Below are 17,439 nucleotides of genomic sequence, written 5' to 3' on the forward strand. Positions count from 1 at the left end.
CTTTACATATTTGAAAATTTTATTATCATCCACTTATTCGAGATGACTACTGAACAATCCTTTAAAGCGAGTGAACTTTACGTTCCCGGAAATACTATGAGTAAAGGAGGGTTAAATGATGGCGAGAAATAATAAAATTTTAGTGCCCGAAGCACGTGCAGGTTTAGATCAATTAAAAGGGCGTGTCATGAAATCTAAAGGATATGACGTGAACATGGCTGAGCCTGATAATGTAAAATATGAAATCGCTAAAGAACAGGGAGTCCCGTTAAAAAAAGGATACAACGGTCAACTCACCTCCGAACAAGCGGGGAAAATTGGCGGACCGATTGGCGGTAATATGGTGAAAGAAATGATTAAGATGGCTCAAGAACAAATGATGCGAAAATGAAAAACCCGCTGGTCCAATATTGAGGGCCAGCGGATTTATGTTTTAATGACTATCCACTTTCATAAATCCATAATCCAGCGCGGTTATCGAATCAGACCAAATCGATTCTTTTCCGGAATTCAAGACAACCGCAATTAATTCATGTCCATCTCGCTCAGCTGACGTAACCAAACAATAGCCAGCTTGATCTGTAAATCCAGTCTTCATCCCTGTAGCAGCTTGATAATAGTACTCGCTATTGTGATTAACCAACTTATTGCGGTTCTCATATGTATTTGTTTTCGTTGTAAAATATTCCGAGCCTACAATGCTTTTAATCGTCTCATGTTTGCTTGCTTCCATTGCAATGAGCGCCAAATCCTCTGCGGTAGAATAGTGATTTTCATTATGCAAACCATGCGGGTTGGAAAAATGAGAATGAGTTGCTCCAATTTCCTTAGCTTTAGCGTTCATTAAATCAGAAAAATAAGCGATCCCCTCTTCAACACCCATCGATGGATTACCACTATTTTTTCTAGCAATATATATCGCCAATGATCTGGCTGCATCATTTCCAGAAGGGAGCAGCATTGCGCCCAGCGCATCACCGACAGTTAATATTTGGCCTTCGAACAATCCCGCTCGCGCTTCACCTTCTTGGCTATATGACACTTCATTACCCACTTTTAGTTGTTCTTCAGGTGAACTTTCATCAAGGACAACCAAGGCGGTTAACAGCTTTGTCGTGCTGGCAGGGTACATTTTTGCTTTTTCATTTTTTGAAAGAATCACTTTCCCAGTTTCGGCATCCATGACCAGCGCTGCTTCCCCTGAAATACCAACTGCCGTTGGATGATCAACACTTTTAATTACCGCCATTTTTATTTGATCTTTATTCATTATCCCGAACAATCCGGCAATTAAGGCAACAAAAAACAGGATTAATTTTCTCTTTTTCACACTTACACTCCCCAAGCTTTTTAAATTCTCATTATTATAGACGAGAACTTCAGCTTATACCCCTACACATCTATCAGCGAAAAAAAGAAGCCCACCCATTCGACAAAAATCGGGTGGTGCCTGTCACTTGTCGAATTATCTTTGTTTATCGGCAAAGGCTGCCATTGTTTCGCACATAAATTGGGCTAGGCCTTCTCCAAATTTGTCGATGTTTTTGGTGAAGCGTTGATCATCGACATACATTTGGCCTAGTCCCTTAAATGCGTCAAGCGAATAGTCGCCCATGTTATTTAAGAAGTCGAACCACTCTTTTATCCCGGCTTGTGCCTCTTCTGATTCAGGAGAGAGATGGCGAATAGCCGCAAGATTCCTGTATATAGAATTAAAAGCTTCTTCCAAATCCTTTTTTTCTTCCTTGGACATTTTACCTACTTTAGCGTTCGCTTTGTCAACAGCTTTATCTCCCCAGCGCTCACGTGCTTCTTGCTCATACGGATTACGGCTGAAGTCAAAGCCTTCAAATTTTTCTTTATTAGACATTTGAATTTCTCCTTTCGAATGTTTAAGTGTTTTTTCTACCGTCGCGATCATTTGATCAAGCCGATTGCGTTTCTCAACCAACATTTTTCGATGCAGATTTAACGCCTCATGCCTGTCAAATGAAGGACTGCTAATTATTTCTTTTATCTTCTTTAAAGGAAAGCCCAGTTCTTTAAAAAATAGGATTTGCTGAAGCGTCTCCAGATTTTCCTCAGAATAAATTCGATAACCGGATTCAGTTGTCTCTTCTGGGATTAATAACCCGATTTCATCATAATGATGTAGTGTGCGCACACTGACTCCAACTAAATCAGCTACTTCTTTCACTTTCAAAGTATGTTGCCCCCTTTCAATAATCACTATAGAGTATCACGTTACGTTAGAGTCAATTCTTTTTTCATAAAAAAATAAGAGCAAAGCCGCGATGGACTTTGCTCTTATTTGATGGCTGGTAAAGGGTTTCGACGCCCTTTCCATGTGATTGATACAAACATCGTAATGATTAAAACGATAAGACCGAGGATGAACGGATATGTGATATGCACATCATATAATAGTCCCGCAAGCAGTGGTCCAAGGACATTGCCGATGCTCATATAGGAATTATTCATTCCCATCGCAAACCCTTGCTCATTCCCTGCAAGCTTTGATATGAGTGTCGTTAAGACCGGTCTTAAGATCGATGTGGAGAAGAAAATAATCGTTGTGACGACAAAAAACATGACGTAGCTCGACGCAAATAGTGACAGTAAAAATCCGCCTGCTGCGACTCCAAGGAATATATTTAACACAGCTGCTTCTCCAAGCCTGCGCACAATTCGGTCTACAGCAAATAACTGAACAACGACGCTTACGATACCAGTTGTCGTTACCATAATGGCGATATCTTTAGGAGTAGCTCCAAATTCATTATCGACGAACAGACCAAGCACGGATTCGTATGCCATTAAACCAAAACTCATCACGAGTGTGATTACGAGTGGAATAAAATAAGGCTTACTGAAAGATTGCCCAACTTTTTTAATCATCGGCTCTGGACTTTCTTCAGGGATATGACTATCCGCTCCCATGCTTTCTTTTAATACGAGGGCTGAAAAGATAACAGCGACAACCCCCACAAGAGCTGAAACAAGAAGTGGTACTTTTAAACCGAAGTCAGCTAAAAATCCACCGATTCCAGGTCCAATGACAATTCCCAGTGACATGGAAGCGGAAATATAGCTGTTTCCTTTTGCCCGCTGATCCATTGTTGTAATATCTGCTACATACGCAAAGATGGCTGGAATTAATAATGCTGCACCGATGCCGCCGATGACACGGGAAAGGTAAAGCACGGCAATCGAATCAGAAAAATAAAAGACAAACATCGATAAAGCTAAACCGCTGAGCCCAGCAATAATCATTTTCCTACGCCCATACTGATCCGTCCACTTACCAGCTATCGGAGATACGATGAGCTGCGCCCCGGCGAAGATGGCAATCATCAAACCTGCCGCGGTCCCTCCTTCGCCGATCGACATCAGATATGCCGGCAAAATAGGAATGATAATACCAAAGCTTCCTATAGCTATAAACATATTTATCATTAAGATAATCATTTTTTTACGTTGTTCTGGCGACAAAGCGTCCCACCTTCTTTCTGTCGCGATCACATATACTTACGTTCGTGGTTGGTTATTCATGTTCATGGCCAATTACTCACGTTCGGGAGCGTTTTACCAACGTTCGTTGCGATTTTACCTATGTTCATGAGTAATTTTCCACGCGCTTGTATGATTTATGTGTCGACTCTTCATTATAATCGTGATTGAAGTTTTGCGCCAACATATTTTCGTGTTAAATTTTTCTTGAATAAAGTAAAGCCTCCACTCCCTCAGAGTAGAGACTCATTTCATTTTTCTCAATAAATAGAGTAAATATGGCGTTCCAATCAATGCCACAATCAACCCACTTGGAATATCCTTTGGCGCAATAAGAACTCGCCCCATAAAATCAGCAGCTACTAACAATAAACCGCCTAACAAACCAGATATGAGGAGTAAAGGCAAATGACGGAAACCGACAATGCGACGTGCAATATGTGGGGCGACAAGTCCAATAAAACCAATGGTTCCTACTAACGCGACCGCGGCTGTACTGACGGCTACCCCTATCACCATCGCACCGACACGCGCGGATCGAATATTCAATCCTAGTCCTGCAGCGACATCATCTCCAAAAGTCAGTGCGTCTAAGCCCCGTGTCACATAAATGGCTGGGCCGATGAATAGTGCAAACAATACAACCGCAATTTGAACATCATCCCATCCTTTTGCATACGTGCTTCCTGATAACCAGACAAGTGCAGCGGAAACAGCAAGTTTTGCTTTAACGACAAATACTTGAGTAGCTGCTGAACCAAAGGCTGAGATGGCAATACCCATTAATGCGACTAACATCGGCTGGAAATTGTTTTTCCATGATGTTAACAAAATCACACTAAGTGCCACAGCTGCCCCTAAAATCGCCCCAATCGGCAAATATTCGACCGGAATGGCCGGAAATAGCACTAAAATCATCATTGCCCCGGCTCCACCCATGGACGTTACCCCGAGCACACTGGCGTCCGCCAATGGATTACGCAATACACCTTGCAATAAGACTCCCGTGACGGCTAACATGACGCCGACAATAAAGGCCGTCAGTACTCGCGGGACACGAAAATTCCAAACGACAGGCTTCAGCCAATCCATAGTCCATTCCATACCATTAAATGAAAGTGCGGTTGTAATGACTGCCGCAATGAGCAATATAAGAATTGGTATGGCAACAGGTAGTTTAACGGGCTTTGCCGTTCCACCCATTTGTCTTTCTCCACGTTGATAAGACCTTGCCGTTTTCCACGCTAAATATAGCAGCCATGGTCCGCCAATTAGTGCCGTCATCGCTCCTACAGGAACCTCTTGCCCTGGTTGGATGAACCGCCCTAACACATCGGCGCCAATGAGCATGACACTTCCCCATAAAAATGACTGAAGGAAAATTTGGAAATGACCCCGGACACCGAGCATTCGAATAATATGCGGAGCCATTAATCCTATAAAGCCAATTGGACCAACAACACTGACTGTTGCTGCTGCCAATACAATGGCGACTGCCCAAGCGATTAATTTTACTAGGCGAACATTTTGCCCTAATGATGAAGCAATATCCTCACCTAATGACAAAATATCCATAGACTTAGCCAAAAGCAATGCAATAATAAAAGCAGCACCTATGATAGGTGCAGCAAAGGATACACCTTTCCAATTTAATTGAACGAGTGTACCGGATCCCCACAAGAAAAGTCCGTTCGTTTGATTTTCAAATAACAACTGAAGGGTACCTGTAACAGAGGCGAACATTAAGGAAATAATCATTCCTGTCAATGCTACACGGACAGGTTCCATTTGTTTTCCAGCAAGGGTAATAACCATCACAGAAGAGACAATTGCTCCAAGAAGAGCAGTAATAAAAGGAAAGCTTCCAAGAAAAGCTGGGAAAAAGATCATCGATAATACGACAAAAAAGAACGCTCCCGCATTGATTCCAAGTGTCCCCGGAGAAGCAAGTGGATTATTCGTCAGCGTTTGCAATACGGCACCGGAAACAGCTAATGCCCCACCCGCAACGATCCCAATGGCGAGCCTGGGGAGACGTAATGACATGACAATATCTTGAACACGCCCTTCAACCCACACTTCTTTCATTAATTGTGAAATTGAATAATCTGCCTGTCCTTGTGTCAAATGGATAATGGAGAAAATGAACAGAAGGAAAAAGCCCCCCGTCATTGTGACAAAGGACTTATTCCGTTTTAATACACTTGCCATTATTTACTCACCATCGTTTTGGTAATTTGATTAAGCAAAGTTTCAGCCGACAATGGACCGCCATATAACCACGTATCAGCTCCTAAATCGTACATCCGATCTTCCTTCACAAAATTTAAGTTTTTCCAAACGGTATTATCTTTCAATTGGTTTTCATAAATATTATCAGTATCTGGTACAGTATATAAGTAGTTTGCTTTTTCATATTTCGTTAAACCTTCTACATTAAATGTACTTGATCCAAACACTTCAAATTGATCAGGCTTATGAATATTATGTAAGCCAATTTTCTCTAAAATAATCGATGCCATTGAATTCGGAGTAAAGACGCGAATTTCTGGTGCTTGAGGACCCGTATAAGCAAGTGTCAAAATAACATCTTTCGTTTTTAAATTAGCATGATCAATTTCAGCCTTTGCTTCTTCATACTTTTTATCTAAGTGGGCTAATACGGCATCAGCCTCAGATGTTTTATCAACTGCTTTTGCAATTTCGTTAAAAGTCGTAATCATTTCCTGATACAGATCGATACTCTCATCATTAGGGTATGGATTGAAAATCACTGTAGGAGCAATAGACTCTAAATCTTTCAGCATTGCATCATGCCGGAAGCTGACACCAATAATTAAATCTGGCTCAAGTGCTGCAATCGCTTCTAAATTAGGTTCTTGACGACCGCCAACATCTACTACATCTTTGCTTAACTCCGCATCAATATTTACATAATTATGATACTCTTTAATATCTGCCATTCCTACCGGCTGCACGCCAACTGCAAGCAAGTCTTCTGCATATGTCCATTCAAGCACAACCACTTTCTTTGCCGGTTTATTTAATGTAACATCTCCATTTGTGCCATGAATAGTAACCTTGTCTTTTGGAGCTTCTCCCTCTTTTGAAGTGCTATCTTCTTTTGATGATGAACACGCCGTCAATAATAGTATGAAAACTGCTAAAACAAGCATCAATACATTCAAACGCTTCATTTAAATCCCCCTATTTATATGATTTTGATAATCATTCTCAATTATTTATTATAGTTTAGGCTCAATTTACTTTTTTGTAAAGGCTTTTTACGATAATAATGAAAATCATTCTCACTAACTATTAAAATTGTGTTATGATGAAATAAATGAGAACGCATATCAATTAGTCTTTAATTGTGAGGAGGTATTCCCTTATGCAAACTGCCTTAAAAACGAATGGTTTATCCATCGGTTATACAGAACAATTACTTTTTGAAGATTTAAATCTTTCCATTCCACGTGGAGAAATTACCGTATTTGTTGGAAGTAATGGCTGCGGAAAATCTACACTCCTACGTTCGATTGCCCGTTTATTAAAACCGTCGGCTGGATCGATTTTATTAGAAGGAAAAGATGTTCATAAATTATCATCCAAAGATGTTGCGAAAAAAATGGGCATCCTCCCCCAATCACCGATTTCTCCCGAAGGTTTGACTGTGCTTGATTTAGTAAAACAAGGACGTTACCCACATCAATCTTGGTTAAAACGATGGACGGAAGAAGATACAGAGAAAGTGGAAGCAGCGATGGAGGCGACTCGTATAAGTGACCTTCGCGATCGGACAGTGGATACTTTATCCGGCGGACAGCGCCAGCGGGCATGGATTGCCATGACACTTGCGCAAGATACCGACATTATTTTACTCGATGAGCCAACGACTTATTTAGATATGACTCACCAAATTGAAATTTTAGACTTACTATTTGAGTTAAATGAAAAGAAGAATCGCACAGTTGTAATGGTGCTGCATGACTTAAATTTGGCTTCTCGCTATGCACATAACATTGTTGCCATTAAAGATGGTGCTGTTTTCTCACAAGGAAAACCGGAAGATATTATTACATGCGAATTAGTCCATGCTGTGTTCGGAATGGAATGCCAAGTATCAAAGGATCCTCTTTTCGGCACCCCACACTGCATCCCATTCGGCCGCGGCCGCTGCATCGTACCTGAACTAAGGAGCCATACAGGTGCTTGAGCTTAACGAAACACAAATAGATGACTTAGAGCGATTGAGCGTGTTCGTTGACCGCGGAGATGCTTTCCTATCCATAGAAGATTGCTTAAACGAAGAAGGAAGCGGCCTTTTATTTAATGCGATTCAAACGACAACGAAAGCTCCTATTAACGCGGTATCAACGTCCGTCTTTATGCGTCGATACGGATTCTTTATCACTGCTCAATTACATCTATTATGTGTACACAATCTTCGGTGGACTGGTCCTTTAAGTGACATTCAATTAATAGAAAATGAAGATCTATTGCAGTTTTCTATCGCATCAGTGCACTTCAAGGAAGCCCGGATCGAGCAACGGAGGGAAGACTTATTCTATATTCTCAATACATATGGTCACCCTATTGTGGAATATATGAGTAGGCGCGGTAAAATTTCAAAATTAATCTTATGGGAAAACATTTGGGGTTATGTCTTGTGGATATACTCACAATTACTAAAAGACGAAACAGTAAAAGCTCAGGCAGACGCTGATTTAGACATGCTTTTACAGGACGATCTCTGGAAACCAGCTATGCGTCGCTCCCCTTTCAAACAATATATAAAAAACGAATCAGCGATAGATGCAATGGATAACTATAAGCGGACTACATGCTGCCTCCTAAAAGAGATTCCTGGAACGAGTAAATGCCCATATTGTCCGTTAGCAAGGTGAAAAACTTCGATAATTTAAATGTTATCGAAGTTTTTTTATTTTCCACCTCCTCACAACTGGTATAATAAGTTAAGTTGAAATAAGAAGGAAGAGAACAATCGACTTACTTAAACGAGAAATGGACACTGATTCTGCTCAAGTTTTTATTCAAAAAGGATTTAATGTACAGACTAACCCAAGTTTCTGTCTAAAAAATATGGTTGGATTAAATCTTCATGAAATGTAACTACCAGCTGGACCGAGTTTATCAATTCTTTTTTTGGGGAAGAACAAACTGGGTTCTGGAATCATTGGCATACACTTTTTGAGAGCAGCTTCCTAGAAAAAGAATTTACCGAGGATATTTATACAACATGTCTTTAATGGTTAAAACTTAAACTGGGCCATAAATACAATGGGTCCAGCTTTTTAATGTTTTTACATCTCTCTTCCAGATAAAGGGGAAAAATATTTGCGTTTTGTTGCAAAAAAAAAAACATATCGTATAAGCTATAAGAGGGATGTGAAAATATGAGAATTCAAAAAAAGCAACTGTTACAATTATTAAAAACGATTTTCCCGCTCCTCTTATTAATAATGGCTGCCTTTGAAATTCAGAAAACAGCTAGAGGAATCAATGTTAATTTGCTTCAAAGTGAAGTAAGTCATTTGAATTTCGTGGAAATAGCTTTAATTTTTATTATTTCTTTCTGTGCTGTCTCGCCAATGTTTTTGTACGACACTATGATCGTTAAGTTGCTAGGAATAAAAATACCACGGAAAAGATTAGTGAGACAGTCTTTTATCGCCAACACCTTTTCGAATATCATTGGCTTTGGCGGACTTGTCGGTTTGATGCTCAGAAGCTATTTCTACACGAAGTATGATGTAGAAAAGCAAGGCTTATTAAAAACAATCGCTTCCGTTACGCTTTTTTATCTGACTGGAATCTCATTGCTCGCGTGGATTGTGCCCATCACTTTTGGGAAAATTCCGCTGCTTTCAGAATCTAAGTGGCTTTGGTTTGCAGTTTTCGCTGTTGGCTTATATTTACCTTTGTTTCTTGTTTTTTATCTGTTACATAACAAAAAAACTGCCGGGTCGCCCTTAAACCTTAATGTGGCGGCGAGACTTGTATTAGTCTCGGTCCTTGAATGGGTGGCAATATTTTTCGTTATTTGGTTTTTAGCATATGCGCTGCAAGTACCCATTCAATTAAAAGAGTTAATTCCGATTTTTATTATCGCTTCCTGTGCAGGAATTATTAGTATGATTCCCGGAGGAATGGGGTCGTTTGATCTCGTTTTCCTTTGGGGAACGCAAAGTATTGGTATCCTCGATGAAAAGGTAATTGTATTGCTTATTTTTTATCGGGTTGGATATTTTGTTCTTCCTTTCCTATTTGCAGTTGCCCTTTTCATTAAAGAATACTGGGATAGATGGAATCGCTCGTGGAATGACTTACCTAACATCGTCTTCCAAAGATTTAGTCATACTTTATTAACTGTTTTAGTTTTTGTGTCGGGACTCATATTATTGCTGTCAGCATCTGTTCCGGGTATTTTAAGCCGATTGAAGATTGCTCAAGAATTTTTATCGTCTCCAGTTATGAATGTTTCACATCAACTAACTGTAGCCGCCGGCTTTATTTTATTAGGCTTATGCAGAGGGATTGAGTACAAAGTAAAAAGGGCCTACCAGCTTACCATTCTTGTCTTGTCATCTGCAGCCATTTTTTCGATTCTTAAAGGAATTGATTACGAAGAAACTATTTTTTTACTATTTGTAGCACTGCTTCTTATCATTGCAAAAAAGCGATTTTATCGGGAAAGTTATGTGTTGACTTGGGGAAAAGCCCTTTTTGATTCATTTGTTGTTCTGACTATCCTCGCCATGTATATACTGATCGGATATATGAATTTACCGACTTCTAAGCTCATTGTTTTACAAAAGCTGCAACCTTATATCATTACCGATTATCGTGATTTATTTTTCAGTGCCATTATTGGTATTTCGATTGCAGTTTTCATTCTGATCATTGGCTATTTGATTCGGAAACCGAAACAAATGGATAGGGATTCCTCTCTCCTACAAGAAAAGAAGATAGTGGAACATCTCCAGCAATATCAAGGAACAGAGCTATCTCATCTTATCTTCTTACACGATAAATATGTGTATTGGAACAAAAAAGGGACGGTCCTATTTTCGTATCAAACATATGCGGATAAAATCGTCGTTCTCGGCGATCCTGTTGGTGAAAAGGCTGATTTCCCTTCTGCTACAGAAGAATTTATGGAAACAGCAGACCTATATGGGTACACGATTGTTTTTTATGAGGTTAGCAATAAAACGATTCCTTTTCTCCACGAATATGGATATGATTTTTTTAAACTCGGTGAGGAAGCTTACGTCGATTTAGAGAGCTTTACACTTTCAGGGAAAAAAATGAAAGGCCAAAGAGCCGTTATGAATAAATTTGAGCGGGAAAATTATCAGGTTGAAATGATCAATCCTCCGTTTAGTACTGAGCTTGTGCAAGATTTGAAAGGAATCTCAGATAAATGGCTCCGTGGAAGAAAGGAAAAAGGATTTTCCCTTGGCTTTTTTGATGAGCATTACTTGAATACATCAAGATTGATTGTGCTAAGAGGTGCAGAAGGAATAATTGGCTTTGCAAGCCTAATGCCCATGTATGATGATAATAATAAAATTTCGGTTGACTTAATGCGTTTTAAACCTGGGGCACCATCGGGAACAATGGATTTTATTTTTTTAAGCTTGTTTAAGTGGGCACAAGAATCTGGTTATCAAAACTTCAACTTAGGAATGGCTCCCCTTTCAAATGTAGGCTTATCGAAATTTTCATTTCTAAGCGAAAAAGTAGCTGCCCAAATATTTTTACATGGACAATTTCTCTATCACTTTCAGGGGTTAAGAAAATTCAAAGAAAAATACGCTACATTCTGGGTACCAAAATATTTAGCCTATCGGAAAAAATCTTCTTTATCATTTACGATGGCGCAAATTACACTGCTGATTAGCAAGAAAAGAAAATAACTTTTAATAAAAAGGAGCTATGATGATGGGCGAACTAAGACCATCATCATAGCTCTTTGTATATTGCTTCACACATACTTGTTCGTATTTTTTATGCTAATCAAACATTTGATTAGATGTTTGTTCGCTTTTTTTCGTTAATCAAACATTTGATTAGACATTTGTTCGCATTTTTTTCGTTAATCAAACATTTGATTAGATGTTTGTTCGTATTTCTTTGTTAATCAAACATTTGATTAGATGTTTGTTCGCCTCATTTGCCGACTTTTTAAATTTTCAGTTGTTTATTATTTCAAAATAATGTTTAAATGGGTTATGATTAGAAAATAGTACTTTTTCCCCGTTTAAATGTCAGAACATTTATAATTGGGAATAATATTTTTATAGAATGGAGCAGTCAGCATGAAGAAACTTATTTTTTTACTCATGGGTACATTACTATTAACTACAGCTTGTTCAAGTAAGGATAGTGAACAAAAGCCTGTAGAAAAAGAGGAAGTCGCAGTCGATTCCGGACAAAACGAGGAGTTCTCAAAGTTTCCGGAATATTCCATAGTATCCGAACAAATCCCGAGTGCAGAATATGAAGTGAGTGTTGAAACAGATAGTGAAGACGAACGCGTGCTTTTATTCGAAAATAAACAAGGGAAAAGCTATAAAGGTATTTATCTGAAAAATAGAGATATTTTACAGATTAGAGATCTGGAAGAAGATCGATTGATTTATAATAAGATCTTCCGTCCTTAAAATTAGAAAGCTCTGGTCATCGTCCGATCAGAGCTTTTTCATATGTTTCTATTTGGGACATTCTCTTCACATTTTACCATGCCCTCCCCATCTGTATTATCCACCCACTCTTGCTCTACCTATCTATGAAACCTTTTTAATCATTACCTCGTAATAAAGACTATATAGAAAATCAAACATTTGAGGAGATGTTCGAAGATGGGAAGTATCATTGGATTTTCATTGATTGTTGCGATTGTGTTTACTTTGATCATCGTACCATTCACAACAAATCAAACGAAGAATAAAAAGGGACAGAAAGCGGTTAGACGCAATCAAGCGACAGTGTACATCGGTGTATTCGCCCTAACTTCGGTAGTAATATTCGTTTGCTATTATCTTTTTAATATAGATCGCACAATTAGTTCACTATGGTTTTTATTACTCGTCGCGACAATTATTGGGGTATTATTAGCAAGAGGACGAGAGCAACTAGTCAAAGGTGTTCTCTTTCTAGGCAGTTTAGGATTTATGGTTTATATACTAAGTGCTTTTTTATTTAATGCAGATGAAAAGTTTTCTGCATCAAAAATGAATGAGCAGGTGGAAATCAAAGCTTTCGATGAAACAAAGACACCTGCTAGCGTACCGCCGAAATTTGCAAGAAACAAAATGAAAAAAGCGTTTGGGCAAGTGCCAAATACAAGTTATTATGAGCTTGGAGAATTACAGATTCAAAAAATTAATGGGGATTATGTTTATATTGCACCTGTTGAATTTTCAGGATTTTTTAAATGGTGGAATGGAAAGACAACGCCTGGTTACTTTAAGATGAGTGCAACAGACGCCTCAAATAACCCCAAATTTGTGAAGGCAGAAATGACTTACAGCCCTTCGGCTTATCTCAATAAAGATCTAAATAGATTTATTCGAAATAAAAATCCCAATCTCATTTTCTATGGGGAACCGCGGTTAGAGATCGATGACGATGGAAAGCCCTTCTATATCAGGACCTATGGTCATTTCATTTCTGCACGTGATGGTTTTGATATGAAGGGGATTGTTATGGTTGACCCAGCTACAGGAGCAACAAAGAAATTCACTTTGGATAAGGTTCCAGCATTCATTGACGGCGCTGTTTCACCGGAAGCAGTTAGTTTGCAAAATAGTTACTTCGGGAAATATATTCACGGATTTTGGAATAGTATCTTCGGGAAAAAAGATGTGAAACTGCCATCTGATGAAGGGACGGTAGCAAATGTGAGTCCAATTTTTGATGAAGATGGAAAAATGGTTTATTTCACCGATTTTACGAGTCCAAAAGAAGGCGTAGATTCAATGCTTGGCTATTCATTAACAGATGCCAGAACTGGAAAAGCGACTTATTACACAGGAATCTTAGAAGAATCTTATATGGATTCACAGGCAGCTCTGCAAATTATTGAGAAGAAATTCATCGAGAAAAAGTGGTCAGGTGAAATGCCTGTTCTTTACAACTTCTACGGTGAAGCTAGTTGGTTGACGCCGGTACTCGATTCGAATGGATTTTTGCAGAACTACTTTATTGTATCAGCTGCAAACCCTGAAATATCTGTTTTTGCAAATACACCAAACGAAGCGCTAAAACTTTATAAAACGGCATTGCAACGCGGAGGCAGTTCCGTTGACGGTACATCAAATGCTGAAGAAAAGAGCACTTCAGGTACAGTACTACGCGTATTTAAAGAAAAAGCCGGGGATGCTTCTGTTATCTCATTTTATTTAGATAATCATCAAAATTATATCGTTTCTTCGGAAAATGCCCCTCTTGCCATCTATTTAGAAGCAGGAGATAAAGTAAAATTGACTTATTTAGATACAGGAGATTCCTTCATGCCTGTTAAAGAACTTGCCATTGAAGGACTACAATAAAATCATTATTGCAACCCTGGAGGACATTCTTCAGGGTTTCTTTTTCTATTTATCCTCTCTCTCACCTGCTAGCCTTTAACTCAATAATCATATCCATTTTTTTCAATTTACCTGTAGACCATAACGGTCGACAAATGCTATGCTTTTATAGACCATTGTGGTCTATTTATTATGCGATATGAATAAAACGATTACAAAGGAGGATGTTTGGTATTACAAAGCCATTTAAAAACCTCGACTTTGCTAAACAAAAACGGATTATTAACGCTGCGCTAAAAGAATTTACAGATAAAGGCTTTGAACAGGCCTCAACGAATCAAATTGTGAAGGACGCGGGTATTGGGAAAGGAATGCTATTTTATTATTTTAATAGCAAGAAAGAACTCTATTATTATTTAATTGATTATTGCCTTGAAATAACGGAACAAAGGTATTTTGAGTTAATTGATACAAGTGAGCGTGATCTGTTTGAAAGACTAAAGAAAATATCAAATGTCAAAATGGAATTCCTTATGAAGTATCCGAACGCAATAAACTTTTTGGCGACCATTTTTCTTCAGAACTTCGATCAAATGGATGAAGAATTAATATCGCGGGTTGAGGCATTGCAAGTAATTGGGCACACAAAAATTTATGGAAATTTAGATTACTCGATGTTTAGAGATGATATTGATGCTGAGAAAGCACTTAAATTAGTAAAGTGGGCCTTCCACGGTTATGAGGAAGAGCTCAAGCTTCGTTTACGTCATCAAGATGTAACTTCCATTGATTACGGACCGTACTTCGATGAATTTTTTAACTATCTGGATATTATGAGAACTTGTTTTTATAAAAAGGAGCGTCCGAAATGACCATATTAAAAACAACTCATTTAACAAAAAGGTTTGGTAATTTTACGGCATTGGATGGTGTGAACATCGAAGTAAATAAAGGTGAAGTTTATGGGTTCATTGGTCCTAATGGAGCCGGTAAATCAACAACCATTCGTGTATTGCTTGGGATGCTAAAGGCAACGGAAGGTGAAGCAAAGATTTTTGGAAAGGATGCTTGGAAAGATGCAGTTGATATTCATAAGCGCATTGCATATGTCCCTGGGGATGTGAACTTATGGCCGAACTTAACAGGCGGAGAAGTCATCGATCTATTTGTGAAATTACGTGGGATCAATAATAAAAACCGACGTGAAGAGCTGATTAGGAAATTCGATTTAGATCCATCAAAAAAATGCAGAACATATTCAAAAGGAAACCGCCAAAAAGTTGCGTTAGTTGCCGCGTTTTCATCTGATGCCGATCTTTATATTTTGGACGAACCGACATCCGGGCTTGACCCACTAATGGAAAAAGTATTCCAAGAATGTGTGATGGCTGCAAAAAGAGATGGGAAAAGCGTGTTGCTCTCCAGTCATATTTTATCAGAAGTTGAAAAACTATGTGATAAAATCGGAATTATTCGCCAAGGCAAAATCATCGAATCAGGATCTTTAAATGAGTTGCGTCACCTAACGAGAACGAGTCTACTAGTTGAGACGAAGAAACCTTTATCTTCTTTAAACGAAATAAACGGTGTTCATGATATCCAAGAAAAAGGTCAAGCACTTTCTTTCCATGTAGACACCGAAGAATTGGACAATGTGATGAAGTATGTCAGTCAATTTGGAATTGTAAAATTAGAAAGCTCGCCACCAACATTAGAAGATTTATTTATGCGTCATTATGAAGGTACTAGAGGTGAATCATAATGGCAAGGCAAATATACAATCAAACAGGAACCCTCTCCAGGTTCATCCTACGACGAGATCGGATTCGTATTCCTGTATGGTTACTCTCTATATGCGCCGTTACACTTGCAGTTGCTCATGCATTTACAGATCTATACTCATCAAAGCAAGAAAGACAAACTATAGCTGAAACAATGAAGAACCCTGCAATGACAGCGATGGTCGGCAAAGGATACGGATTAGAAAACTATACAAGTGGAGCAATGATGGCGCATCAAATGTTACTTTTCACTGCTTTAACTGTCGGGCTAATGAGTATTTTACTTGTTGCGCGTCATACACGGGCAGACGAAGAAGACGGTCGAATCGAATTGATTCGCTCTTTGCCTACTGGAAGATTATCTAATTTAAATTCGACAATCATAGTTGTGTGTGGAACGAATGTATTATTAGCGCTAGTTACCGGTTTTGGATTGTATGCCTTAGGAATTGAAAGCATGGATTTAGAAGGTTCCCTATTATATGGAGCTGCTTTAGGAGCAACCGGAATCCTTTTTACCGCTATCACTGCAATATTTGCACAGCTTTCGGAAAATTCCAGGGGAACAATTGGGTTATCGTTTGCGGTTCTTGGCCTCTCCTATCTTGTTCGAGCTATCGGTGATGCCGGAAACGAAACTCTCTCATGGTTTTCACCTTTAGGCTGGGTGTTAGGTGCGGAAGTGTATGTAAATAATTATTGGTGGCCGATTTTACTAACGATAGGTGTTTCGCTTATCTTCATCCTACTTGCATTTTATTTGAATGCCATCCGTGATTTAGGGTCCGGATTTTTACGATCAAGGCCAGGGAGAAAATATGCATCTGTCTTTTTACAAAGTCCGCTCGGGCTTACGCTAAGACTTCAGCGGACCGGATTGATCGCTTGGTCCATTGGATTGTTCATTTTAGGCGCGTCTTATGGGTCAGTTTTTGGTGATTTAGATTCCTTTTTCGAAAATATAGACATATTGACTCCTGTAGAAGGTTTTTCATTAACTGAACAATTTATTACAATGTTAATGTCAATCATGGCAATGCTCAGTACGATACCGGCACTAATGGCCATGCTTAAGCTTATAGGCGAAGAAAAGAAGAATCGTACGGAACATTTACTAAGTCGTGCGGTATCTCGAACGCAACTAATGGGTAGTTCATTTCTAGTGTCCTTTGTTGTTGCCTTTGTGATGCCATCACTTGCTGCAATCGGTCTTTGGTCTGCTGCCTCTGCAGTCATGGATGACGGAATTGCTTTTGGCACTCTTTATGGTGCAGCAATGGTTTATTTACCCGCAATATGGATCATGATTGGAATCGCAGTGCTAGTGGCTGGTGTGGCACCGAAATTAACGGGTTTAATCTGGCTATACTTGACCTATTCATTCGTGGTTGTTTATTTAGGCGGATTACTTCAATTCCCTAAATGGCTAGGTAAACTTTCACCCTTTGGTCAGATTCCTAAACTCCCAGTTGAAGATATGGACTTTCCAAAGGCTTTCATGCTGACAATTATTGCAATCGTTATAACCGTTATTGGTTTTATTGGATATAATAAACGGGATATTGAAGGTTGATATTTAGCCCTATTTT

General features: G+C 39.0%; 14 protein-coding genes. 9 read left to right on the forward strand and 5 right to left on the reverse strand.

Features of this window, described 5'->3' with window-relative positions; genetic code table 11:
- Nucleotides 1-118: 118 nt before the first annotated feature.
- Nucleotides 119-391: an alpha/beta-type small acid-soluble spore protein gene (locus KHA88_RS16845; RefSeq protein ID WP_213099013.1), complete on the forward strand. Its 273-nt coding sequence runs from the start codon at nt 119-121 to the stop codon at nt 389-391.
- Nucleotides 392-433: 42 nt separating this feature from the next.
- Here the strand turns inward: KHA88_RS16845 and KHA88_RS16850 are convergent, their stop codons facing one another.
- From KHA88_RS16850 to KHA88_RS16870, 5 genes are all read right to left on the reverse strand, one after another.
- Nucleotides 434-1,330 carry a D-alanyl-D-alanine carboxypeptidase family protein gene (locus KHA88_RS16850; protein ID WP_213122559.1) on the reverse strand — a complete coding sequence of 299 codons (897 nt, stop codon included), beginning with the start codon at nt 1,328-1,330 and terminating at the stop codon, nt 434-436.
- 135 nt (nt 1,331-1,465) lie between these two features.
- Complete coding sequence (locus tag KHA88_RS16855; protein ID WP_346729003.1) at nt 1,466-2,224, reverse strand: MerR family transcriptional regulator; 759 nt, start codon at nt 2,222-2,224, stop codon at nt 1,466-1,468.
- Between the two features lie 83 nt (nt 2,225-2,307).
- Nucleotides 2,308-3,492, reverse strand: coding sequence for an MFS transporter (locus KHA88_RS16860; RefSeq protein WP_213099010.1), 1,185 nt, complete (start codon nt 3,490-3,492; stop codon nt 2,308-2,310).
- 264 nt (nt 3,493-3,756) lie between these two features.
- Complete coding sequence (locus KHA88_RS16865; RefSeq protein WP_213122560.1) at nt 3,757-5,721, reverse strand: iron ABC transporter permease; 1,965 nt, start codon at nt 5,719-5,721, stop codon at nt 3,757-3,759.
- Complete coding sequence (locus KHA88_RS16870; RefSeq protein WP_213099008.1) at nt 5,721-6,707, reverse strand: ABC transporter substrate-binding protein; 987 nt, start codon at nt 6,705-6,707, stop codon at nt 5,721-5,723. The genes KHA88_RS16865 and KHA88_RS16870 overlap by 1 nt, the downstream gene beginning before the upstream one ends.
- 194 nt (nt 6,708-6,901) lie before the next feature.
- On the opposite strand from KHA88_RS16870, the gene KHA88_RS16875 reads away from it, so the two are divergent.
- From KHA88_RS16875 to KHA88_RS16910, 8 genes are all read left to right on the forward strand, one after another.
- The gene (locus KHA88_RS16875) at nt 6,902-7,726 is read left to right on the forward strand and encodes an ABC transporter ATP-binding protein (RefSeq protein WP_213122561.1); all 825 of its coding nucleotides are present in this window, start codon (nt 6,902-6,904) and stop codon (nt 7,724-7,726) included.
- Nucleotides 7,719-8,417, forward strand: coding sequence for a hypothetical protein (locus KHA88_RS16880; protein ID WP_346728996.1), 699 nt, complete (start codon nt 7,719-7,721; stop codon nt 8,415-8,417). Before KHA88_RS16875 ends, KHA88_RS16880 begins: the two co-directional genes overlap by 8 nt.
- A gap of 510 nt (nt 8,418-8,927) precedes the next feature.
- Nucleotides 8,928-11,453 (forward strand): bifunctional lysylphosphatidylglycerol flippase/synthetase MprF, encoded by a 2,526-nt coding sequence (mprF, locus tag KHA88_RS16885; RefSeq protein WP_213122562.1) that lies wholly within the window; start codon nt 8,928-8,930, stop codon nt 11,451-11,453.
- Nucleotides 11,454-11,855: 402 nt separating this feature from the next.
- Entirely contained in the window at nt 11,856-12,200 is a 345-nt protein-coding gene (locus tag KHA88_RS16890; protein ID WP_213122563.1) for a hypothetical protein, read from the forward strand.
- A gap of 198 nt (nt 12,201-12,398) precedes the next feature.
- Nucleotides 12,399-14,090, forward strand: coding sequence for a hypothetical protein (locus tag KHA88_RS16895; protein WP_213122564.1), 1,692 nt, complete (start codon nt 12,399-12,401; stop codon nt 14,088-14,090).
- A gap of 203 nt (nt 14,091-14,293) precedes the next feature.
- Nucleotides 14,294-14,941, forward strand: coding sequence for a TetR/AcrR family transcriptional regulator (locus KHA88_RS16900; protein ID WP_213122565.1), 648 nt, complete (start codon nt 14,294-14,296; stop codon nt 14,939-14,941).
- Nucleotides 14,938-15,831 carry an ABC transporter ATP-binding protein gene (locus KHA88_RS16905; RefSeq protein WP_213099002.1) on the forward strand — a complete coding sequence of 298 codons (894 nt, stop codon included), beginning with the start codon at nt 14,938-14,940 and terminating at the stop codon, nt 15,829-15,831. The genes KHA88_RS16900 and KHA88_RS16905 overlap by 4 nt, the downstream gene beginning before the upstream one ends.
- On the forward strand, nt 15,831-17,423 hold the full coding sequence (locus tag KHA88_RS16910) for an ABC transporter permease (RefSeq protein WP_213122566.1): 1,593 nt from the start codon (nt 15,831-15,833) through the stop codon (nt 17,421-17,423). Before KHA88_RS16905 ends, KHA88_RS16910 begins: the two co-directional genes overlap by 1 nt.
- The last annotated feature ends 16 nt before the right edge of the window (nt 17,424-17,439 follow it).

Source organism: Lederbergia citrea (genome assembly GCF_018343525.1).
Lineage (GTDB): Bacteria > Bacillota > Bacilli > Bacillales > Bacillaceae_C > Lederbergia > Lederbergia citrea.

Excerpts from the sequence above, each read along its gene's own strand:
- KHA88_RS16845 (WP_213099013.1), top strand. The coding sequence starts at position 119 with ATGGCGAGAAATAATAAAATTTTAGTGCCCGAAGCACGTGCAGGTTTA.
- KHA88_RS16865 (WP_213122560.1), bottom strand. The coding sequence starts at position 5,721 with ATGGCAAGTGTATTAAAACGGAATAAGTCCTTTGTCACAATGACGGGG.
- KHA88_RS16870 (WP_213099008.1), bottom strand. The coding sequence starts at position 6,707 with ATGAAGCGTTTGAATGTATTGATGCTTGTTTTAGCAGTTTTCATACTA.
- KHA88_RS16875 (WP_213122561.1), top strand. The coding sequence starts at position 6,902 with ATGCAAACTGCCTTAAAAACGAATGGTTTATCCATCGGTTATACAGAA.
- mprF (WP_213122562.1), top strand. The coding sequence starts at position 8,928 with ATGAGAATTCAAAAAAAGCAACTGTTACAATTATTAAAAACGATTTTC.
- KHA88_RS16890 (WP_213122563.1), top strand. The coding sequence starts at position 11,856 with ATGAAGAAACTTATTTTTTTACTCATGGGTACATTACTATTAACTACA.
- KHA88_RS16895 (WP_213122564.1), top strand. The coding sequence starts at position 12,399 with ATGGGAAGTATCATTGGATTTTCATTGATTGTTGCGATTGTGTTTACT.
- KHA88_RS16900 (WP_213122565.1), top strand. The coding sequence starts at position 14,294 with ATGTTTGGTATTACAAAGCCATTTAAAAACCTCGACTTTGCTAAACAA.
- KHA88_RS16905 (WP_213099002.1), top strand. The coding sequence starts at position 14,938 with ATGACCATATTAAAAACAACTCATTTAACAAAAAGGTTTGGTAATTTT.
- KHA88_RS16910 (WP_213122566.1), top strand. The coding sequence starts at position 15,831 with ATGGCAAGGCAAATATACAATCAAACAGGAACCCTCTCCAGGTTCATC.